This window comes from Aureimonas altamirensis, from assembly GCF_023702225.1.
Classification (GTDB): Bacteria; Pseudomonadota; Alphaproteobacteria; order Rhizobiales; family Rhizobiaceae; genus Aureimonas; species Aureimonas altamirensis_B.
Genome location: NZ_JAMQCO010000008.1, coordinates 36,794 through 57,631, shown reverse-complemented (window position 1 = coordinate 57,631; position 20,838 = coordinate 36,794). Strand labels below are relative to the sequence as shown.

Here is a 20,838-nt window from a genome sequence, read left to right as displayed (position 1 = left end):
GGTTCCCTTCATGACGGTGCGACGCCGATCCCTTTCTGAGCGCGGGCAGCTCGACCTGTTCCGGGCGCTCCCCGGCGACTTCGCGCCACGAGACGCGCAGGATCTCATGGCCTATCCCTTCTTCTCCCTCGCCAAGTCGAAGCGCATCGCGCCCATCGACTTCGCTGCCGGCAGCGTGACCATCCGGGTCGAGGCGGTTCCCGATCATGGCATGGCCACGATCTGGGACGCCGACATCCTGATCTGGGCCGCGAGCCAGATCGTCGAAGCCCGCGATGCCGGGCTTCGCACCTCCCGGCTGATGGCCGCCACGCCCTATGAGATTCTCACCTATGTCGGGCGCGGCACGTCGCTTCGCGACTACCAGCGGCTGAAGGCGGCGCTCGACCGGCTGCAATCGACCACGATTTCCACCTCGATCCGCCAGCCGACCGAAGGCCGCCGTCATCGTTTCTCGTGGATCAACGAATGGCAGGAGCGCACCGACCGCAACGGCCGACCCGACGGCATCGAGATGATCGTGCCGGACTGGTTCTACCAAGCCGTCCTCGACGATGCGCTCGTGCTGACCATCGACCGGACCTATTTCGATCTCACCGGCGGCCTCGACCGCTGGCTCTACCGCCTGGTGCGCAAGCACGGCGGCCGCCAGCGCGATGGCTGGCGGTTCGATTTCCGTCACCTTCACCAGAAATCCGGCAGCCTGTCGCCGTTCAAGCGCTTCGCCTTCGAGCTGCGCGACATCATCCGGCGCCAGCCTCTGCCGGGCTATTCGCTGTTTCTCGAAGCTGAGGTTGGCGGGCGGATGCTGCTGGCCTTCGAGCCGGTCGCGCCCTGTGGAAAACCTGTGGATGGCCTCGTGCTATCAGGAACCCGGACTATCGTGCTATCGGGAACCGGAGGCTCGTGCTATCAGGAACCGAAACCGGGCTTAACACCCGGAACCCATTCAGGAAATCGCGCCCTTAACTTAGAGTCTAACAAAGAGTCTAACTTTGAAGAGCGCGCGCGCGATGTGGAAAACCTCATCCGCGACACCGCCAGAAGCCTTGGTAGAGCCGCTAAGAAGAGGGCATCCGACGCCCCGGCATCGCCTCGACCGGCATCTGATCGAGGCGCAACCGAGGCTCCTGAATCTGCAGAAAGACCCCGCCTGCCTCTCGATCTGCCGGGGGGGTGCAAATGATCATCGCGCTCCTCAACCAGAAGGGCGGTGTCGGCAAGACGACGCTGGCGCTGCATCTTGCCGGTGAACTGGCTCAGGGTGGCAAGCGCGTCACCCTGATCGACGCCGATCCGCAAGGCTCCGCCCTCGACTGGTCGCAACAACGCGCGCGTGAGGGCCTGCCACGCGCCTTCGGCACCGTTGGCCTGGCCCGCGACACGCTGCATCGCGAAGCGCCCGAACTCGCCCGCGATGTCGATCGCATCGTCATCGACGGGCCACCGCGCGTCGCCGGCCTCATGCGCTCCGCGCTGCTCGCCGCCGATCTCGTGCTGATCCCGGTGCAGCCATCGCCGTTCGACGGCTGGGCTTCGGCGGAGATGCTCGCCCTCCTGGCGGAGGCGCGCATCTACCGGCCCCAGCTCGTTGCCCGCTTCGTGCTCAACCGCTGCGGTGCCCGCACCGTCATCGCCCGCGAGACCGCCGAGACGCTGGCGGACCACGATCCTCCCGTGCTCACCAGCGCCATCGGCCAGCGCGTCGTCTTCGCCGACGCCGCGCAGACCGGGCGGCTCGTCCGCGAGATCGGGCGCCGATCACCCGCCGCGCGCGAGATTGCCGCCCTGGCCGCCGAGATCGGCCTGCTGGGGATCGGGAGGGTATCGGCATGACGATCCTTACCGGCGACTGCCGCGAAGAAATGCCCTGGCACGCACCCTACGACATGATCATCGCCGATCCGCCCTATGGCGACACTTCGCTCGCCTGGGATCGGCGCGTCGAGGGCTGGGTCGTGCTGGCGCGCGCCGCCCTCAGGCCGACCGGCTCGCTCTGGGTCTTCGGCTCGCTGCGCAGCTTCATGGCGACCGCCGACCGCTTCACTGACGCCGGCTTGCGGATCGCGCAGGAGATCGTCTGGGAAAAGCAGAACGGCACCGGCTTTCATGCCGACCGCTTCAAGCGGGTGCATGAACTGGCCGTCCAGTTCTATCCCGCCGAGACCGCTTGGCGTGACATCTACAACGACGTCCAGACCACGCCCGACGCGACGGCCCGCACGGTGCGGCGCAAGCAGCGCCCGCCCCATACCGGCCAGATCGACGCCGGCCATTATGTCAGCCATGACGGCGGGCCGCGCCTCATGCGCTCGGTCATCTACCTGCGCAACTGCCACGGCCGCGCCATCCATCCGACCGAAAAGCCGTCGGCGCTCCTGGAGATCCTGATCCGCACGAGCTGCCCCGAAGGCGGCCTGGTCGGCGACTGGTTCGCCGGTTCCGGCGCGGTCGGGGAAGCCTGCCGGCTTTCCGGCCGGCGCTATCTCGGCTGCGAGATCGACCCCGACATGGCCGAGTGCGCGCGGGCGCGCATCGCCACCGTGCTGCCATTCCATGACGGAATTTCGTCATGACGGCGCGCACCGAGAAGCGCAGCTTCGCTACGCGCCCGGCCGATCCCGATAGCTGGATCAAGGCCGGCGACGCGCCGCCAAAGCGCACGGATACCGCCGACGCCTATTCGGCGCGGCTGACCGTGGACATCACGCCGGCGCTGCGCGGCCGCATCAAGATCGCGGCCTTCCAGCGCGGCATCACCGTCGCCGACATGCTGCGCGACCTGCTGGCGCGCGAGTTTCCCGACATAGGGGGAGACCGCCCATGATCGGCATCGACGCCCATGACGGCGATCTGACCCGCGCGGAACTGACCTGGGTGGAAGGCAAGACCGAATACTGGATCAGATTCGGCCATGCGACTGGTGAGCAGATCCTCGATCGCAACCGGCGTGTTGTATTCTTCCATCCCGGCACGGTGTTTGCGTTCGTCCGCTGGGCGGCGAACGACCACGGCACGATCATTTCGCGCCTCGACATCCTGCGCGCGGTTGCGCCGGGCCAGTCCTATCAGACGCTGCCCTTCGTCCGTCCAGGCGGCGAAATCCTGCTGAAGATCGAAGGCTGGCCGAAGGTCGAGGCTGTCCTTCGCCATGTCGACGGGATCGAGGCCATAGGTGTCGATCCGGCCCAAGTCGATCCCGATCATTGGCGGCACGTCTCCCACTGGATAAACGCAGGCGAAGCGCCGCGTCCCTACACCGCGGAGCGTCATCAGGCATGGCTCTGGCGGCGGGAGATCGCCCCATGACGCGCTTTCGCTATGTCATGGTGACGACGGTTGCCACGCTCGGGATCGCCTTTGCCGGATTCGTTCCGACTGCGCCAAGGCTGGTCTGGAACGCATCGGCCAGCGTGCCGATCGGGTTCTATACTGTCGCACCCGACGACCGGATCGCGGTGCCCGATCTGGTCGCCGTCATCCCACCCGAACCCTTCGCCTCGTTTATGGTCGAGCGCGGCTACGTCGCACGCGACGTGCCGCTTCTGAAGCACGTTCTCGGCCTGCCCGGACAGCGCCTGTGCCGCGATGGCCGCGCCATTATCGTCGACGGCGTTCCGCTCGGCGAGGCGCGCGACCACGACAGCTTCGGCCGAGACCTGCCGGTCTGGCAGGGCTGTCGCGTCATCGCCGAGGGCGAAGTGTTCCTGATGAACCCGGACGTCGGCGACAGCCTCGACGGCCGCTATTTCGGCCCGTTCCCCGCCTCGGCGGTGATCGGCCACGCGATCCCGCTTTTCACCGACGAAGACGGCGAGGGCCGCTTTGTCTGGCGCGCGCCGATGCGGTGACAGCGCGTCCAGAGCGGGGCCGTTGAGCCGTCCCGCGTCTTCTCCACCGCATAGGAAAGGAGCCTTCCATGGCACAGATCGGCCAGTTTACCCGCACCCCGTCCGGCTATTCCGGGCGACTCCGCACGCTCTCGCTGGACGTCGAGCTGACCTTCACGCCGTCGGAAAATGCGGACGCCGACAAGGCGCCTGCCTATCGCATCCATCTCGGCGATGAGTATGGGCCGGAAGTCGGCGCAGGCTGGAAACATTCCGGCGAGCGCGCGGGACCGTTCGTCTCCGTGCTTCTCGACGATCCAGTTTTCCAGCAGCCGATCCGCGCCCGCCTGTTCCAGTCGGACGAAGACGGCCGCGACTGGGGCTTGCACTGGACCCGCCAAAAGAAGCGCGACGAGCAGGAGTGATCATGGTCACGTCCTGCATCCGTCCCGCCTCGGGGAGATGTGGCGCCCGCCGCCGCATCCTCCTCCTTCTTCTTTCCGGCCTGTTCGTCACAGCCATTGCCCCGCTGCCCGGCCTGGCGCAGATCGCCGTGATGGGTCGTGCCGTCGCCGTGCATCCGCACGGCGCCCATATCGAAGAGGCTTCGCAGCGGTTCGGCATCCCGGCGGCATGGATCATCGCCGTGATGCAGGTCGAAAGCGCGGGCAATATGCACGCCATATCGTCTGCCGGCGCGATGGGGCTGATGCAGGTCATGCCCTCGACTTGGGCGGAGCTGCGCATCCGCCATGCTCTCGGCCGCGACCCCTTCGAGCCGCGCGACAACATCCTCGCGGGCACCGCCTACCTACGCGAGATGTGGGATCGCTACGGCAATGTTGCCGCGATGCTCGCGGCCTACAATGCCGGTCCCGGTCGCTACGATGAATACCGCGCGACGGCTCGTCCGCTGCCTGCCGAGACGCGCGCCTATGTCGCTGCTTTGACGCCGATCCTGCTCGGCGAGCGGCCTTCCGGCAGCGGCTCGACGGTCGCTCCGCCGCCCGACTGGCGCGAGGCGGCGCTCTTCGTCGCGCGTGAAATCGGCGCTTCCGCTGCCGATCCCGCGTCCCCCGACCGCACGCCGGACGATGCCCCTTCGCTCGTCCCGGCGGCACCGGACGCACTCACCGCCTTGCAGTCGGAGGGGCTGTTCGTCGCCCGCGATGCCGGTGGGGACCGGCCATGAGCAGCGGCACCGCAATTCGCATCCCATCGGGCGCTGGCGTGTCATGGAGGGCGCAGAGGGTGGCGGCAGGCACCACGACCGAAAGATGGCGAGATAAAAGGCCGCACGGTGCGGCTGTGGCGGGCGGTTGTTTTTGTTCAGGTTTCCGGCGCGTCCCGCACCGTGCGGCGCTGGCGCGCACCGTGCGCTGCGCGCTCCTCTTCCTGATTTTCCTTGATGATTTGCACCGTGCGGGGGCGCCCCATGTCCGATGACAACGAGTTCCGCATCCGTCCGGGCCGTATCCGCTCGACCCGCGCGCAACAGGCGAGGCCCTTTGTCGCCCAGGCGCTCGCCGCCGCCCAGAAAGCCGGCGGACGCGTCTCGCGCTCCGGCAAGATCACCTCGGGCAACCGCTCACGCTTCGGGCGCGGTCAGCGCGCCAGCATCCAGGCCAACCGGCTTCTCACCGGACGCTCGCGCATCGCCGTCATCAAGACCCGCGTGGTTCGCCAAACGGCACGCTCGGCTCCGCTCGGCGCACACCTTAATTATCTGCGCCGCGATGGCGTGACCCGCGACGGGGAAAAGGCGCGGATGTTCGGCCCGGAAAGGGACGACATGGATGTCGGCGCTTTCGCGGAAAAGTGCCAGGACGACAGGCATCATTTCCGCTTCATCGTCTCGCCCGAAGACGCGGTGGACATGGCCAATCTGAAGGATCACGCCCGCGAGCTGATGGGGCAGATGGAGAAGGATCTCGGCACGCGCCTCGATTGGGTCGCCGTCGATCACTGGAACACCGACAATCCCCATATCCATATCATCCTGCGCGGCCGCACCGACGATGGCCAGGACCTGGTGATTTCCCGCGACTACATCAAGGAGGGCATGCGCGCCCGTGCGCAGGATCTGGTCACGCAGGAACTCGGGCCCCGCACCGATCTGGAGATCCACCGCAATCTGGAGCGGCAGGTCGAGGCGGAACGCTGGACGCAGCTCGACCGGCAGCTTGTGCGCGACGCCGGCAAGTCCGGCATCATCGACCTTGCCCCGCTTCCCGACCGCCAGCCGGACGAGTTTCATACTCTGAAGGTGGGGCGGCTGCGAACCCTTGAAATCCGCGGGCTTGCCGAAGAGATCGGCCTCTCGCAATGGTTCATCAAGCCCGAAGCCGAAGCGGTCCTGCGTGAACTGGGCGAGCGCGGCGACATCATCAAGCGCATGCACCGTGCCCTGACCGAACGCGGCATCGAACGCGGCTCGGCCAGCTATGTCCTCGCCGGCGAAAGCCTTGACGTTCCCGTCATCGGCCGCCTGGTCGAGCGCGGCCTCGACGACGAGTTGAAGGGCACCGCTTATGCCGTGGTCGACGGCACCGACGGGCGGACCCATCACATCAAGCTGCCGCATCTCGACGCCGCCGGCGACAGTCCGCCCGGTTCCATCGTCGAGTTGCGATCCTGGGAGGACCCGCAGGGGCAGCGCCGCGTCGCGCTCACCGTCCGCGCCGATCTCGATCTTGGTGCGCAAGTCGGCGCCTCGGGCGCGACCTGGCTCGACCGGCAGGCCATCGCCCGCGATCCGATCGCGCTGTCGGACAGCGGTTTCGGCGCTGAGGTCCGTCAGGCTCTGGACGAACGCGCTGAACATCTGATCGGCGAGGGCTTTGCCGAGCGGCAGGGCGGTCGCGTCGTCTTCGCGCGCCGGCTGCTCAGCACCTTGCGCCAACGCGAACTCGACAACCTCGGCGAGAAGCTCGCAACCGAGACCGGCATGTCCTTCGAGCGCGCAGCCAGCGGCGAATATGTCGCCGGCTCCTATCGCCAGCGTTTCGCGCTCGCCTCCGGCCGCTTCGCCATGATCGACGACGGCCTCGGCTTCCAGCTCGTGCCCTGGTCGCCCTCTCTCGAAAAACAGATCGGCCGTCACGTCTCCGGCGTAGCCCGCGATGATGGCGGCGTAGATTGGGACTTCGGGCGCAAGCGCTCCCTCGGCCTTTAGCCTCAACCAGAAAGGACCATCGCAATGTCCGCGACCAAGATCCTCTGGGGACAGATCACCATCGTCTTCCTCATCATCCTCGCCACCACCTGGGGCGCGACCCAGTATGTCGCCTCGAGCCTCGGTTATCAGGCGCAACTCGGGCCGCCCTGGTTCGTGATGTTCGGCGTGCCGATCTATTATCCGCCCGCGATCTTCTGGTGGTGGTATTTCTACGAAGCCTATGCGCCGCCGATCTTCGCCAAGGGCGGGATCATCGCGGCATCGGGCGGCTTCATCGCCATTGCCGTCGCCATCGGCATGTCGGTCTGGCGGGCGCGCGAGGCGAAAAACGTCGCCACCTATGGCTCGGCGCGATGGGCCGGGAAAGGAGAGATCAAGGCGGCGGGCCTGCTCGATCCCGATGGTGTTGTTCTCGGCCGTTACGAGAAGGACTATCTACGCCATGACGGGCCGGAGCATGTCCTGTGCTTTGCCCCGACACGTTCGGGCAAAGGCGTCGGCCTCGTCGTCCCGTCGCTGCTGACCTGGCCGGGGTCGGCCATCGTCCACGACATCAAGGGTGAGAACTGGCAGCTCACCTCCGGCTTCCGCTCGCAGCACGGCCGCGTGCTGCTCTTCGACCCGACCAACCCGAAATCCTCGGCCTACAATCCGCTGCTGGAAGTGCGCCGCGGCGAGTGGGAGGTGCGCGACGTCCAGAACATCGCCGACATCCTCGTCGATCCGGAAGGCAGTCTCGACAAGCGCAACCATTGGGAAAAGACCAGCCATTCGCTGCTGGTGGGCGCCATCCTGCATGTGCTTTACGCCGAACCCGACAAGACCCTGGCAGGTGTGGCCAAATTCCTGTCCGATCCGAAGCGCCCGGTGGATTCCACGTTGCGCGCCATGATGAAGACCGCGCATCTGGGCGAAGCGGGGCCGCACCCGGTCGTTGCCAGCGCCGCGCGCGAGCTGCGCAACAAGTCCGAGAACGAGCGCAGCGGCGTGTTGTCGACGGCGATGTCGTTTCTCGGCCTGTATCGCGATCCGGTCGTGGCCGAAGTCACACGCCGCTCCGACTGGCGCATCAGCGATATTGTGGGAGGCGATCAGCCGGTCACGCTTTACCTCGTCGTGCCGCCCTCCGACATCAACCGCACCAAGCCGCTGATGCGATTGCTGCTCAATCAGATCGGCCGTCGCCTGACCGAAGACCTGCAGGCGAACGCCGGGCGGCATCGGCTCCTTCTGATGCTGGACGAGTTTCCGGCGCTGGGCAGGCTCGATTTCTTCGAGACCGCGCTGGCTTTCATGGCCGGCTACGGTCTGAAATCATTCCTGATCGCGCAGTCGCTGAACCAGATCGAGAAAGCCTACGGGCCGAACAACTCGATCCTCGACAACTGCCATGTCCGCGTCAGCTTCGCCACCAACGACGAGCGCACGGCGAAACGGGTGTCGGATGCGCTCGGCACCGCCACCGAGATGAAGGCGATGAAGAACTATGCCGGCCATCGCCTGTCGCCCTGGCTCGGGCACCTTATGGTCTCGCGCTCGGAAACCGCGCGCCAGTTGCTGACGCCGGGCGAGATCATGCAGCTTCCCCCACATGAGGAGATCGTCATGGTGGCGGGCATCCCCCCGATCCGGGCGACGAAGGCGCGCTATTACGAGGACGCCCGGTTTCGCGAGCGCGTTCTGTCACCGCCTGAATTGAAAGGTCCCGAAGAAACGCGGCCCGACGACTGGACCAAGCTTCCGATCCCGGCGCGACCGGAAGGCGCCACGGATCACGGCGACCAGAGAACCAATGACGAAGATCCGACCGAATCCGAACGCCGATTGCAGCCTGAACTCAGCCGCGTAAAGCCCGTGGAGAAGAAAAAGCCCCTCGAGAACGAATTCGAGATCGCGCCGCCCGATGAAGTTGAGGAAGAGGCCATGCAAAATCGGCGCATGATCCGCCAGGTGCAGGGCATTGCCCGGCAGGTTGCCATGGACCCGAACGACGGCATGGAGCTGTAGCGCCATGGCCAATCTCCGGAAGAAGAAAAAACTCACCGTCTATCTGGACCCCGATGTCGAAAAAGCCCTGACCGAGTTTGCCGCGCGGCGGGACCGGTCGCAGTCGATGATCGGCGAGGCGGCCATCGCCTCATTCCTGTCTCCCGACGATGCCGAACGCCGAGAGGCGATAATCGCCAAGCGCCTCGATCGACTCGATCGCCGCATGGACCGGCTTGAACGAGACGTCGGCATCGCCGTCGAAAGCCTGGCGGTCTTCATCCGCTTCTGGGTCAACACCACACCGGCCTTGCCTGAGCCGGCGGCAAAGGCCGCGAAGGCCAAATCAGCGGAGCGATACGAGGCGTTCATCACCGCGCTCGGTCGCCGCCTCGCACAGGGACCGAAGCTGCGGCAGGAGGTGTCGGAGGATGTGACGGATCAGAGAGTTGAATTTGGCCGCCTTAGTCGTTGACACGAGTTCCCGCTCCCGGTTGGCTGAGCAGTAACAAGGATCCGCCGGAAGCGGCCTTCGCGACTGTCGCGGTCTTTGGGATTTTCGCGAATTATCCTAAGGTGATGGCTGTATATTCACTCGACTTTGGAGGAACAGCCTTGAGACTTGCCATTGCCAGCCTGTTCGCCATCGGTCTCGCCGTCCCTGCCTTCGCCCAGACGGAACCGCCCGCAGATTTTGACGAAGCCGCATGGCAGGCCGAATGGGACGCGGGCGACACGGATGGCGACGGCAAGCTGAGCCGGGAAGAGGCGAAAGCCGGGAATCCGAACATGACCGATGAAGTCTTCGACCAGATCGACACCGATGGCGACGGTTTCATCAGCCCCGCGGAAGACAAGGCCGCGCTCTTCGAAGCACGCGGCAAAACCACAAATGAATAGGGTATGGGCGGGGGCTTTTGGCGCAACGGTGTTTGTCGCGGCAGCATCCGTGGCAGGCGCGGAGGCGCCCACGTCCGCCAGACCGGCCGGGTTGCCTGAGAACTATGTTCCTGAAATCCCCTCGCATGAGATGGAGCCGGACACCGGCCCGCTTTCGGCCGCCCTACAGGAGCGTTTCCGCGACCGTATCGCCGGTATCTTCATCGAGCGCGAGCCCGATTTCCATGTCGTCGTCAGGCTAACGGGAGACCGGGATGCGGGCACGCTTCAGTACCAATTGGGCGAAGATCGGGTGCGTGTCGAAGTCCTGACAGGCGCATCCCATACCGTCGATCAACTGGTCGCCGCGTTGGATGACCGCCAGATGATTACGCGCGTTCTTCCCGATGGCTACGGCGGATATGTCGATGAGCGCACCGGATATGTGGTTCTTACGGTTCTCCCCGGAACAGAGCTTGCCGGTGGCAGCGAAGCATCCCTTTCGGCTGCTTTGGGCGTGCCGATCCGCATCATCGAAGGGGAACCCGCTACAATCGGTCCAGCACCACAGCAGCGGGAAGAGCGGTAATCCATTGCGGCCCGGATTCCGGGCCGCGACGTGTCGCAAAAATCAGTCGCACAATTTTGACTTTCGCACGCGACATTTGCGACAGAAATTCCCCTGAAAATTCAACGTTGGCCTGACCTGCTACAAAAATCAGGGATCTTCGTGACGGCTTCTCAAAACTTATCGTTGCTTCCCGCTTCTCCTTTGATCGGCCCCCATAACAGCGCGACGAGGGCGAGATTGGCGATGGCGAGAGCTGCCAGCGCCACAAGAGTTTGATCGGTGCCCCCGACCGAAAGCAGGATCGCACCCACGGTTGGGCCGGCAGCTTGGGCGACGAGACTGGGCCGGGCAAGCCGCCCCATGATCGGCGCATAGCGGGAAGGTCCGAACAGGGCGAGCGGGAGCGCACCCTTGGCGATCGAGAAGATGCCATTGCCGGCCCCGTAGAGGATGAGCGACAGGCCGATGATGAGAAAACCTGCCGCGAGCATCGTCACCCCTGCCGCGCTCAGGACGGAGGCGGCGGCGAGTGTCCAGAAGGGATGATGCCTCCCCCCGCTCGCCATTTCGCCAATTCGGCCGGCGACTTGGGCCGGGCCTATCAGCGCGCCGAGGGCTACAGCTTCGCCCAGCGACAGCCCGCGTTGCTGCAACAGGGTCAGCAGATGCACCGATATGATGGTGACGCCCAATCCGGCCAGCACCACGATCGCCATCATGATCAGATAGGCCCGGCGCTCATGGTCGCGCAGCTTGATCGCAGGAGCTTGGTCTTTGCCACCGATCGGCCTGGGCTTGCCGTTGCTCGGAAGGACCAGCAGCACGAGCGGCAGGCAGATCGCGAGATGAATGCCGGCATAGGCCATGCAGGCCCCGCGCCATCCCAGATGCTCCAGAAACAAGGCCGAGAGCGGCCAGCAGACCGTGCTTGCGAAGCCGCCCCACAAGGTCAGTGTAGTGATGGCGGATCGCGCGGAACGGCCATAATAGCCCCCGAGCGTGGCAAATGCCGCATCATAAAGGCCGGCCCCCATGCCGATACCGAGCACGATCCATCCGGCGACGAATACCCATAGGGACGGCGCAGCCGCAAGGATGACGAGGCCGGCAGCGAACAGCAGGCAAGCCAGAGCAAGGATGGGACGCCCGCCGTGCTGGCCAATGGCGTCACCCACGCGCGGGGAAACGACGCCGGCCGCGAGCAGGCCAATGGAGAGAGCGCCGACGATCCATGAAAGCGGCCAACCCGTATCGGCCGCGATCGGGGCGGCGAGAACGGCGAGCAGGTAATAGGAGCTGCCCCATGCAAATATCTGTACGATGCCGAGCGCGGAGATGACGGGCCACCTTCTCGCGTCGGGAGACAGGCCCGTTTGAGCCGGCAGGTTTGTCGTCACCGGACGCGCTTGAGCGCCATACGCTCTTCCAGCTTTTGGGCGGTTTCCTTGCGCTCGCTGTAGCGGTCGGTGAGGTAAGGAGCGACGTCGCGGGTCAGAAGCGTGAACTTCACCAGTTCCTCCATCACATCGACCACCCGGTCGTAATAGGATGAAGGCTTCATTCGACCCGCTTCGTCGAACTCCTGATATGCCTTGGCGACCGAGGACTGGTTGGGGATGGTGATCATCCGCATCCAGCGGCCGAGGACGCGAAGTTGGTTGACGGCGTTGAAACTCTGCGAGCCGCCAGAGACTTGCATCACGGCCAATGTGCGGCCCTGGGTGGGGCGAACTGCGCCAACCGCGAGCGGTATCCAGTCGATTTGCGCCTTGAGGACTCCGCTCATGGCACCGTGACGTTCGGGGCTGGTCCAGACCTGCCCTTCGGACCATTCCGAAAGTTTCCGAAGCTCCTGCACCTTCGGATGATCAACGGGCGCACCATCAGGCAGCGGCAGGCCGTGCGGATCGAACACACGGGTTTCCGCGCCGAAGTGGTTGAGGAGCCGTTCGGCTTCGAGCGTGAGCAGCTTGCTATAGGAGCGTTCACGCAACGAGCCGTAGAGCAGGAGAATGCGCGGCGGATGAGCAGAGGGCGTCGTTCGTAGGCGTTCAGCCGATGGGCTGTCGAGCACCGCGCGGACCACATTAGGAAGGTCGGAAACCGTCATGGCTTGGCCTCGGCCGGAACGGCAACGGGCGTCCCTTTCTCGGGAAACCACTTCGCGCCGAGCCTGAGCGCGACATGAACGAGCAGGATCAGTGCGGGCACTTCCACGAGCGGGCCGATGACGGCGGCGAAGGCCACCGGCGATGCGAGACCGAATGCCGCGATGGCGACCGCGATGGCCAACTCGAAATTATTGCCGGCAGCGGTGAAGGCGATGGCCGTGGTGCGCGGATAATCCGCCTCGATCAGCCGGCCCATCGCGAAGCTGATGAGGAACTGGATGACGAAATAAAGCGCCAGGGGAATGGCTATGCGCAGGACATCGAGAGGCAGCGACACCACGTCCGCGCCCTTGAGGCTGAACATGGCGACAATGGTGAACAGCAGCGCGGCTAGCGTTATGGGGCTGATGCGCGGCAGAAATTCGTGCTCATACCAGCCCGCGCCTTTGCGAGCGATGAGGATGCGGCGCGTCAGGAACCCGGCGAGGAAGGGAATGCCGAGATAGATCAGCACCGCTTCGGTAATGGTCCAGAAGCTCACGTCTATGACGCTGCCCTCAAGGCCGAAGAGGGGTGGCAAGACGGAAAGGAAAAACCACGCATAGGTGGAGAAGAACAGAATCTGGAATATCGAGTTGAAGGCAACCAGACCGGCGACATATTGATTGTCGCCGCGCGCGAGTTGGTTCCAGACCAGCACCATAGCGATGCAGCGGGCGAGTCCGATCAGGATCAGTCCTGTCATGTATTCCGGGTGGTCGCGCAGGAAGATCACGGCCAGCGCGAACATCAGCGTCGGGCCGATGATCCAGTTTTGTACCAGCGAAAGGATCAGCACTCGCTTGTCGGAAAAGACCCGGTGCAGTTCTTCGTAGCGCACCTTGGCGAGCGGCGGATACATCATCAGGATCAGGCCGATGGCGATCGGTATGTTGGTGGTGCCGACCGACATGGCGTTGAGAGCTTCCGGCAAGCCGGTGAATATCGTGCCCAGCACGACGCCGAGTGCCATCGCGGCGAAAATCCACACCGTCAGATAGCGGTCGAGGAAACCAAGGCGGGAAGCTGGCTTGAGGGAAGCCATCAGTATTCTCCAATCGCAGGCTGAAAGTCAGGCGGAAGCAACGCGCCGTCCATGTTCGTCAATGATCCGCTCGCCATCCTCTTTGACGAACTCGCCCCGTTGTGGGGGCAGCAGATCAAGAACGGCTTCGGACGGTCGGCAGAGCTTGACCCCTTGGGGGGTGACGACGAGGGGGCGATTGATGAGGATCGGGTGCGCCATCATGGCGTCGAGCAATGCGTCATCGCTCAATTCTGGATCGCCAAGGCCGAGGTCGGCATAGGGCGTTCCTTTCTCCCGCAAGATCGAGCGGGCCGTCAGGCTGGCGCGCTCGATGAGTTGCGCGAGCAGCGCCCGTGAGGGCGGGGTTTTCAGATATTCGATGATATGCGGCTCGACGCCGGAATTGCGGATCAGGCCGAGCGTATTGCGCGAGGTGCCGCAATCGGGATTGTGGTAGACAATGACATCCATGGATTGCCTCACGCCGCGCCAGAGCGGGGCGAGGCTGCCCCTTCGGATTGACCGATTTCGTTGAGCTTCATATTGAGCGACGATTTATCGAGGCTGGCGACGGGCAAGGCCACGAAGACCGAAATCCGGGTTTTCATGTAGCGAAACGCCGTGACAAAAGCCGCCATGCGCTGAATCTCGGTGCCCTCGACGGTGGCGGGGTCTTCGATACCCCAATGCGCGGTCATCGGCTGGCCCGGCCAGACCGGACAGGCTTCGCCGGCCGCGTTGTCGCAGACGGTGAACACGAAATCCATCACCGGCGCGTCGGGGCCGGAGAATTCTTCCCATCCTTTCGATCGGAAGCCTTCAGCCGGGTAGTCGTAGCTTTCGAGTACCTTCAGGGCGAGCGGGTTCACTTCGCCTTTGGGCTGGCTTCCAGCCGAATAGGCCCGGAAGCGACCCGCACCATCCTTGTTCAAGATGCTTTCGGCAAGGATCGAGCGGGCGGAATTTCCGGTGCAAAGAAACAGCACGTTGAAGATTCTATCGGAGTGATTGGCCATAGGCTCAGGCATGGGTGACGCCTTTCGTCGGTTTGCAGCAGGACAGCGCGGCGACTGCCGGGTTGCACACGTCCGGGTGGCCTTGGCAGCAATCGCGCATGAGAAATTCGAGCAGGCCGGACAGCGCCGGATAGGAGGCGCTGTAGATGATCGAGCGCCCGTCGCGCCGCGACTCGATGAGGTCGGCTTGTTCAAGGTGGCTCAGGTGGAAGGACATGCGCGACGACGATGCGCCGTCCATCGCTTCCCCGATCGCGCCGGCCGGCATCCCTTCCGGGCCGGCCGTCACCAGCAGGCGCACGATGCGCAGCCGGGTTTCCTGCGAGAGCGCCGCGAAGGCAGAGAGGGCTTGCTTTTCGTTCATGTATGCCTCAACATCTCAAGAGTAGTTGAATCATGGATACACGGACATGAACGCTTACGCCAGCCCCTTAATCACAGAATTTCCTGATGTTGCCTCGCTCGGGGCGATCCTCGATATTTTGGAGGGCCATGCCGACAAGGTTCTTGTGCTCGCCTATGGCGACGGGCAGCAGGTGCAGGCCGGCTATCACATCACGGAGGTCAAGGCCGGTTCCTTCGTCACGCTCGATTGCGGCGGCAATCCCGATGCGTGGCGGGAGACGGTCTTGCAGGTCGAGGATATTCCCCCGACCGAAGGCAGCATGCCGATGACCGTCGCCAAGTTCCGGTCAATCTTGGGAAAGGTCGGCAGCAGGGTCCAGCTTGACACGGACGCGCGGTTGACATGGGAGGTGAGCCGGCCCGGTGAGCCGATGCAGGTCTATGACGGGGCCGGAATCGAGATCGAGAAAGACCGGACGATTGTGCGTCTCAGCCCGCGCCCCGCAATCTGCAAGCCGAGGCATCGCGCGCAGCAGACGAGAGCGTCTGCCTGCTGCGGCTAAGCCCGCCCGAGCCATTGCCATGTCGCACTACTTCTAAAGCCCGCTACGTTGCAGGTTCCGGGAATTTTGCGGCGATAGTTTCGGATAGCTGGCGAGGACTTCTGTTCATGCAGCCTTTGTTTTGCCTCGTGCCAGAACGCTCTCCACCAGCAAAAGCCCGACCCCACAGACAATCGCCACGTCGGCAAGGTTGAAGGCGGGCCAATGATAGCTGCCAATGTAAAAATCCAGGAAATCCGCCACCGCACCCTGCCGCAGCCGGTCGAGCAGATTGCCGAGCGCCCCCCCAACCACGAGCCCGAGGGCGGATGCCGTCAGGCGGCTGTCGCTTCGATGGATCCAGACAAGGAGGCCAGCGACTATAGCGAGCGTGAACGCCATCAGGAGCCAAGCCGGCGCCTGGCCGAACAATCCGAAGCTCACGCCGGTATTGAAGCCGAGCACGAGATTAAAGAAGCCGGTGACGGGGATGACCTGAGGCGGGTTCATAACATGGTTCAGGACCCACCACTTCGTCGCCTGATCAAGGAAAAATCCGCCAAGGGCGATGGGAAGGCCGAGCCTGAGCATGTCCAAATGTCCTTTAAACTCCGGCTTAGCCGATCCGGCCGAGGGCCGGGAAAGTCTGGAGCAGCCATATCGCAAAGCTGGTTAGATGGCCGGTGATCATGGCGATGCCCATCACCACCATCACCCCACCAGCGACGATTTTGAGCACCCGGCCAGTACGGCGCATCGACATCATCCGCGCCATGAACCCGCGCATGAACAAAGCGGCCAAGATGAAAGGGAGGCCAAGGCCGAGCGAGTAGACGGCGAGCAGCGTCGTTCCGCTTGCGACCGTGGCGTTGGCGGCGGACAGGGTCAGAATCGCGCCCAGCACTGGTCCGATGCAGGGAGTCCAGCCGAACGCGAAAGCGAGACCGAGGAGATAAGCCGCGCCGGCGCTTCCGCTGCCCGGATTGGCATGGAACCGCGCTTCACGATTGAGCCAGGGCATTGGTACGAGGCCTGTCGTGAACAGACCGAAGAGGACGACGATTACGCCTCCGATCAGGTTCGCTTCGAAAAGATACATGCGCAGGAGCCGGCTCAACACGGTTGCGCTGGCCCCAAGGAGGACGAACACGGTCGTAAAGCCGAGCACGAAGCAGAGGCTGAGGCCGAGAGTTCGGCTTGCCGCCTTGAATTCGGCATCGGCCGCAGTGCCATCCGGGCTAATCGTGCGGCCTGCGACGTAGGAGATATAGCCCGGCACCAGCGGAAGGACGCAGGGCGACAGGAAGGATACGACACCTGCGGCGAAAGCCGTCGCTATTCCGATACTGGAGAACTCCATCAGCCAATCTCGCCCGCCAGGCGGCGGAGCTTCTGCAATCGAATCTCACGCGGCTCGTGCATGTCGAGCGTGCCGACGAATTGGCTCTCGGCATCCATCAGGTAAACGCCGGCGGTATGATCCATTGTGTATTCGCCCCCTTCCAGAGGCACTTTTCGCGCATAGGCCGCAAAGGCCTTCACCACAGCGTCCGTTTCCTGTCGATTTCCCCGCAGTGCGAGGATGCGGTTATCAAAGGCTGTCATGTACTGAGCCAGCAATTCTTGTGTGTCCCGTTCGGGATCGACGGTGAAGAACAGGACGTTGAACTGGTCGGCCACCGGCCCGAGCTCGTTCATGAGATCGCTCAGTTCATAGAGCGTCGTCGGGCACACATCGGGACAATGGGTGAAGCCGAAGAAGGCGAGATAAGGCTTTCCGGCCAGCGCAGCATTGTCGATCGTTTCGCCTCGATGGGATGTGAGCTGGAACGGGCCGCCGATGGCTGCCGTGCCTGTCGAGGACGCGACCGCCACGGTTTGCTGTTGCCAAGGCTTGGATACGGACAGGCCGATGAAAAGCCCGCCGACAGCGGCGACGGCAACCCATGCAACAAGGCGGAAAAGTTTGACGCCGCTCATTGGACAGCCTCTCCGTGTCCGTCATGTTCGTTCGCAGATTCCGGACGAGCGCCCATGTTCTGCACAACGAACTCAACGTCGATCGCACCGGCCTGCTCGAACACAAGAGTCGCGGCAAACCGCTCCCCATCCTTCAAAGGGCGCGATGGCTTCAAGAACATGATGTGCATACCGCCAGGTTGAAGCTCGACGGTCTCGCCAGCTCCAATTTCGATGCCATTTTGCACAGGCCTCATGCTGGCAACCCCATCGCTCACGGTCGACTCATGGATTTCCACCCGGTCTGACAGAGGTGATGAGATTGAAACCAGGCGATCGGCCATATCGCCATCGTTTGTCAGCGTCAGATAGCCGCCGGCTACCGGCGTGACCGGCGGAGTCGCGCGTGACCACGGGTGATTGATGGTGATCGAACCAGCTTGGAAGTCGTGACCCACAGCAGGAGAGATCGACACTGCAAGGGCAAGGAAGGCGGCGGATAGGGCTCGCAAACTAGTCATGTTCCTTTTCTCCTTTTCCAGCTTCGCCGGCCTTCTCAAGGATTTCGAAGCCGCTTCTGACAACGACTACAACCACACCCAAGCCAATGATCAGATCCGGATAAGGCGAATTGAAAAGAATTACTGCAAGACCAGAAACAGCGATCGCCGAGTTCACGAGCATATCGTTTGTCGTGAATATCCATGAGGCTTGCAGATGCACGCCACTTTCCCGATGTGATTTCAGGAACCACATGCAGATCATATTCGTAAGCGCGCTCGCGATTGCCACGGCGATCATGACCGGCCCGATCGGATCGGAGCCAGTGAAGAAGCGTCGGCCAACCTCAAACAGAAGCAAACCGGCGAATACTATCAGGAGCATACCCGACAGCCGCGCAACGCGAACCTTCGCCGCCAAACCGCGACCTACGACGAAAAGGCTGATGGCGTAGACACCGGCATCGCCAAGATTATCGAGTGCAGAGCCCATCAATCCTGTTGACTGAGCCCACCAACCTAATCCTCCCACAATGGCTGCCTGGGCAGTATTAATCGCAAGTACCCATGCGAGCGCCCATTGTTCGCTCTTCTCGGATGAATTGGCACTGCCCTGGGACTGATTACTCATAAATTATACCTCGGCTTTCTTGGCGAGAAGTGGAAGCCGCGACCTGCATGTGCGCACTGTTCAAGCTCATTTGTCGCGGGTGCCGCGCCAGGTCAGCAGGCGCAGCGCATTGGCCGTAACGAGGACAGTAGCGCCCGTATCGGCGAGGATGGCCATCCAGAGCGTGGTAATGCCGAATAGAGTCGTCACGAGGAAGACAGCCTTCAGACCAAGCGCTATTGCGATGTTCTGCCAGATATTGCCGAGCGTCGCCTGCGACAATCCGATGAGATCAGCGATACCCGTCACCCGGTTTCTGAGCAGCGCGGCATCAGCGGTTTCCAGCGCGACGTCGGTGCCCGCACCCATGGCAACGCCAACGGAGGCAGCAGCGAGCGCCGGAGCGTCGTTGATACCGTCTCCCACCATGGCAATCGGTCCATCAGCCCTGAGGCGGCCGATCTCGGCGAGCTTGGCGTCGGGCAGAAGTTCGGCGCTCGCCTCAAGGCCGAGATGAGCCGCAATGGCGTCGGCCGTGCGCTTGTTGTCGCCGGTCAGCATCAGAGGGCGCACGCCGCGATCTGTCAGCCGCTTCACACCTTCGATAGCGTCGTCGCGCGGCTCGTCGCGCAAGGCGATCAATCCCTCGATGGTCTTGCCCTTGATGAGCACGACGACCGTCTTGCCCTGGCTCTCCAGCCCGGTGATCGTGTCAACGATGCTCTCTTCGAGGCCCGTTTGTTCGGCGGCGTGACGGGGAGACCCGACCGAAGCGAAGCCGTCCTTCAACCGCGCTGTGACCGCTTTGCCGGGTGTGGCAACGCCGCCCCCGAAGGTGGCGGGCAGTTCGAGCCCCCGCACCTTTGCCGCCTCCACGATTGCAATCCCGAGAGGATGGCTGGTGCTGCGCTCGACGGCCGCCGCGATGGCAAGGACGGAGTTCTCATCACCATTGATCGGCACAATGTCCGTCACCTGGGGGTGGCCACGCGTCAGCGTTCCCGTCTTGTCGAAGGCAACGGTTACGACCTTGCCAAGTGTTTCCAGCGTCGCGCCGCCCTTGATCAACAGTCCCTGACGCGCACCGGCGGCAAGACCCGAAGCAATAGCCGCCGGTGTGGAAATCACGAGCGCGCAGGGACAAGCAATCAGCAACGTCGCGAGACCCCGATACACCCATGTCATCCAGTCACCGCCGAAGGCGAGCGGCGGCACGACAACGATCAGAGCCGCGACGACCATCGCGCCCGGCGTGTACCAGCGGCTGAAACGGTCGATCATACGCGCCGTCGGGGCCTTTGATTCCTGGGCTTCCTCGACCATGTGGATGATACGGGCGATGGTGTTGTCGGCCGCGACATGGCTGATCGACACCCGCAACTCGCCATTTGCATTGATGCTGCCGGCATAGACGTTTGCGCCGGCTTCTTTCAGCACGGGCACGGATTCGCCTGTCACCGGGGCCTCATCGACCTCAGAAACGCCGTCAATCACCGTGCCGTCAGACGGCACACGGTCACCAGGCCGAACAACGACAACATCACCGACGGCCAGATCTTCTGCGGCGACCTTCTCAACAACACCATCACGCTCGCGGAACGCGGCCCGAGGCACGAGATCGATCAGTGCTTCAATGCCAGCGCGCGCACGGCCGGCCGCCACGGTTTCAAGCAATTCGCCCACTGCGAACAGAAAGATCACGACAGCAGCTTCTTCGGCCTCGCCGATGGCGACCGCGCCGAGTGCCGCGACCGTCATCAGCGTCTCGATGGTGAAGGGGGAGCCGGACATCGCGCCGGCGACCGCCCGCCTCGCGAACGGGATGATGCTGATCAATGCAGCGCCCGAGTATAGCCATTGCTCCGATTCGGGCAGGACACGCGCGAGGGCGAAGGCAAGGATGAACAACGCGCCGGTAAGGAGCACAAGCCGACCCTTGCTGCCTTTCCACCACGCCTCCGTGCTGCGTTTCCGAGGTGGGCTCGCCTTTGCCTCGGTCTGCTCGATCACTGGTGTGTAGCCGAGCGCTCGGATCTTTTGCTCAATGGTGCCGAGAGCCGTACGGTCCTCATCCAGTTGCAATGCGAGCGTCTCGTTGGCGTAGCTGACATGAATGTCGCTAACGCCCGGCAGGCGTTGCATCACCGTTTCAATTTTCAACGCGCAGGAGGCGCAGTCCATGCCTTCTACACGCAGTCTGTAAGGGCTCGCTGCCGCCATGATGTCACCTCGACTTTCCCGATGT

General features: G+C 63.5%; 26 protein-coding genes. 14 read left to right on the top strand and 12 right to left on the bottom strand.

The window, feature by feature from the left end; genetic code table 11:
• Positions 1–10: 10 nt before the first annotated feature.
• From NDN16_RS14130 to NDN16_RS14070, 13 genes are all read left to right on the top strand, one after another.
• Positions 11–1,186, top strand: coding sequence for a replication initiator protein A (locus tag NDN16_RS14130; RefSeq protein WP_039194769.1), 1,176 nt, complete (start codon positions 11–13; stop codon positions 1,184–1,186).
• Positions 1,183–1,836, top strand: a complete 654-nt coding sequence (gene parA, locus NDN16_RS14125; RefSeq protein ID WP_012092628.1) for a ParA family partition ATPase — start codon at positions 1,183–1,185, stop codon at positions 1,834–1,836. The genes NDN16_RS14130 and parA overlap by 4 nt, the downstream gene beginning before the upstream one ends.
• Entirely contained in the window at positions 1,833–2,576 is a 744-nt protein-coding gene (locus NDN16_RS14120; protein ID WP_039194770.1) for a DNA-methyltransferase, read from the top strand. The genes parA and NDN16_RS14120 overlap by 4 nt, the downstream gene beginning before the upstream one ends.
• Positions 2,573–2,827, top strand: a complete 255-nt coding sequence (locus NDN16_RS14115; RefSeq protein ID WP_039194771.1) for a hypothetical protein — start codon at positions 2,573–2,575, stop codon at positions 2,825–2,827. Before NDN16_RS14120 ends, NDN16_RS14115 begins: the two co-directional genes overlap by 4 nt.
• A complete protein-coding gene (locus tag NDN16_RS14110) occupies positions 2,824–3,309 on the top strand; it encodes a DUF2840 domain-containing protein (RefSeq protein WP_012092631.1) in 486 nt (161 codons plus the stop codon). The genes NDN16_RS14115 and NDN16_RS14110 overlap by 4 nt, the downstream gene beginning before the upstream one ends.
• Positions 3,306–3,851, top strand: a complete 546-nt coding sequence (locus NDN16_RS14105) for a S26 family signal peptidase (RefSeq protein ID WP_012092632.1) — start codon at positions 3,306–3,308, stop codon at positions 3,849–3,851. The genes NDN16_RS14110 and NDN16_RS14105 overlap by 4 nt, the downstream gene beginning before the upstream one ends.
• 68 nt (positions 3,852–3,919) lie before the next feature.
• Positions 3,920–4,255, top strand: a complete 336-nt coding sequence (locus NDN16_RS14100) for a DUF736 domain-containing protein (RefSeq protein ID WP_012092633.1) — start codon at positions 3,920–3,922, stop codon at positions 4,253–4,255.
• A 2-nt stretch (positions 4,256–4,257) separates the two neighbouring features.
• Positions 4,258–5,022 (top strand): lytic transglycosylase domain-containing protein, encoded by a 765-nt coding sequence (locus NDN16_RS14095; RefSeq protein ID WP_012092634.1) that lies wholly within the window; start codon positions 4,258–4,260, stop codon positions 5,020–5,022.
• A 243-nt stretch (positions 5,023–5,265) separates the two neighbouring features.
• On the top strand, positions 5,266–7,005 hold the full coding sequence (locus NDN16_RS14090) for a relaxase/mobilization nuclease domain-containing protein (protein WP_251114169.1): 1,740 nt from the start codon (positions 5,266–5,268) through the stop codon (positions 7,003–7,005).
• A gap of 24 nt (positions 7,006–7,029) precedes the next feature.
• Entirely contained in the window at positions 7,030–9,015 is a 1,986-nt protein-coding gene (locus NDN16_RS14085) for a conjugal transfer protein TraG (RefSeq protein WP_012092636.1), read from the top strand.
• Positions 9,016–9,019: 4 nt separating this feature from the next.
• On the top strand, positions 9,020–9,469 hold the full coding sequence (locus NDN16_RS14080) for a CopG family transcriptional regulator (RefSeq protein ID WP_012092637.1): 450 nt from the start codon (positions 9,020–9,022) through the stop codon (positions 9,467–9,469).
• Positions 9,466–9,894 carry a hypothetical protein gene (locus tag NDN16_RS14075; protein ID WP_034658497.1) on the top strand — a complete coding sequence of 143 codons (429 nt, stop codon included), beginning with the start codon at positions 9,466–9,468 and terminating at the stop codon, positions 9,892–9,894. The genes NDN16_RS14080 and NDN16_RS14075 overlap by 4 nt, the downstream gene beginning before the upstream one ends.
• 130 nt (positions 9,895–10,024) lie before the next feature.
• Complete coding sequence (locus tag NDN16_RS14070) at positions 10,025–10,462, top strand: hypothetical protein (protein WP_052095659.1); 438 nt, start codon at positions 10,025–10,027, stop codon at positions 10,460–10,462.
• A gap of 152 nt (positions 10,463–10,614) precedes the next feature.
• On the opposite strand, the gene NDN16_RS14065 is transcribed toward NDN16_RS14070, so the two are convergent.
• From NDN16_RS14065 to NDN16_RS14040, 6 genes are read right to left on the bottom strand one after another with little or no spacing between them, the layout of a single operon-like run.
• Entirely contained in the window at positions 10,615–11,811 is a 1,197-nt protein-coding gene (locus tag NDN16_RS14065) for an MFS transporter (RefSeq protein WP_049768451.1), read from the bottom strand.
• A 26-nt stretch (positions 11,812–11,837) separates the two neighbouring features.
• A complete protein-coding gene (gene arsH / locus NDN16_RS14060) occupies positions 11,838–12,554 on the bottom strand; it encodes an arsenical resistance protein ArsH (RefSeq protein WP_012092640.1) in 717 nt (238 codons plus the stop codon).
• Positions 12,551–13,639 (bottom strand): ACR3 family arsenite efflux transporter, encoded by a 1,089-nt coding sequence (gene arsB, locus NDN16_RS14055; RefSeq protein WP_012092641.1) that lies wholly within the window; start codon positions 13,637–13,639, stop codon positions 12,551–12,553. The genes arsH and arsB overlap by 4 nt, the downstream gene beginning before the upstream one ends.
• A 27-nt stretch (positions 13,640–13,666) precedes the next feature.
• Entirely contained in the window at positions 13,667–14,092 is a 426-nt protein-coding gene (arsC, locus tag NDN16_RS14050) for an arsenate reductase (glutaredoxin) (RefSeq protein ID WP_012092642.1), read from the bottom strand.
• Positions 14,093–14,100: 8 nt separating this feature from the next.
• The gene (locus tag NDN16_RS14045; protein WP_012092643.1) at positions 14,101–14,649 is read right to left on the bottom strand and encodes an arsenate reductase ArsC; all 549 of its coding nucleotides are present in this window, start codon (positions 14,647–14,649) and stop codon (positions 14,101–14,103) included.
• The gene (locus NDN16_RS14040; protein ID WP_012092644.1) at positions 14,642–15,001 is read right to left on the bottom strand and encodes an ArsR/SmtB family transcription factor; all 360 of its coding nucleotides are present in this window, start codon (positions 14,999–15,001) and stop codon (positions 14,642–14,644) included. The genes NDN16_RS14045 and NDN16_RS14040 overlap by 8 nt, the downstream gene beginning before the upstream one ends.
• A 46-nt stretch (positions 15,002–15,047) precedes the next feature.
• Here NDN16_RS14040 and NDN16_RS14035 point away from each other — a divergent pair, with 46 nt between their 5' ends.
• Positions 15,048–15,545, top strand: a complete 498-nt coding sequence (locus NDN16_RS14035) for a DUF6428 family protein (RefSeq protein ID WP_012092645.1) — start codon at positions 15,048–15,050, stop codon at positions 15,543–15,545.
• 105 nt (positions 15,546–15,650) lie between these two features.
• On the opposite strand, the gene lspA is transcribed toward NDN16_RS14035, so the two are convergent.
• The 6 genes from lspA to NDN16_RS14005 form a co-directional block, all read right to left on the bottom strand.
• Positions 15,651–16,115 carry a signal peptidase II gene (gene lspA / locus NDN16_RS14030; RefSeq protein WP_012092646.1) on the bottom strand — a complete coding sequence of 155 codons (465 nt, stop codon included), beginning with the start codon at positions 16,113–16,115 and terminating at the stop codon, positions 15,651–15,653.
• A 25-nt stretch (positions 16,116–16,140) separates the two neighbouring features.
• A complete protein-coding gene (locus NDN16_RS14025; protein ID WP_012092647.1) occupies positions 16,141–16,884 on the bottom strand; it encodes a cytochrome c biogenesis CcdA family protein in 744 nt (247 codons plus the stop codon).
• Positions 16,884–17,504: an SCO family protein gene (locus NDN16_RS14020; RefSeq protein ID WP_012092648.1), complete on the bottom strand. Its 621-nt coding sequence runs from the start codon at positions 17,502–17,504 to the stop codon at positions 16,884–16,886. Before NDN16_RS14020 ends, NDN16_RS14025 begins: the two co-directional genes overlap by 1 nt.
• Positions 17,501–18,004: a copper chaperone PCu(A)C gene (locus tag NDN16_RS14015; protein ID WP_028034400.1), complete on the bottom strand. Its 504-nt coding sequence runs from the start codon at positions 18,002–18,004 to the stop codon at positions 17,501–17,503. Before NDN16_RS14015 ends, NDN16_RS14020 begins: the two co-directional genes overlap by 4 nt.
• Positions 17,997–18,614, bottom strand: a complete 618-nt coding sequence (locus NDN16_RS14010) for a cation transporter (RefSeq protein WP_012092650.1) — start codon at positions 18,612–18,614, stop codon at positions 17,997–17,999. Before NDN16_RS14010 ends, NDN16_RS14015 begins: the two co-directional genes overlap by 8 nt.
• A gap of 66 nt (positions 18,615–18,680) precedes the next feature.
• A complete protein-coding gene (locus NDN16_RS14005) occupies positions 18,681–20,813 on the bottom strand; it encodes a heavy metal translocating P-type ATPase (protein WP_028034401.1) in 2,133 nt (710 codons plus the stop codon).
• Positions 20,814–20,838 lie beyond the last annotated feature (25 nt).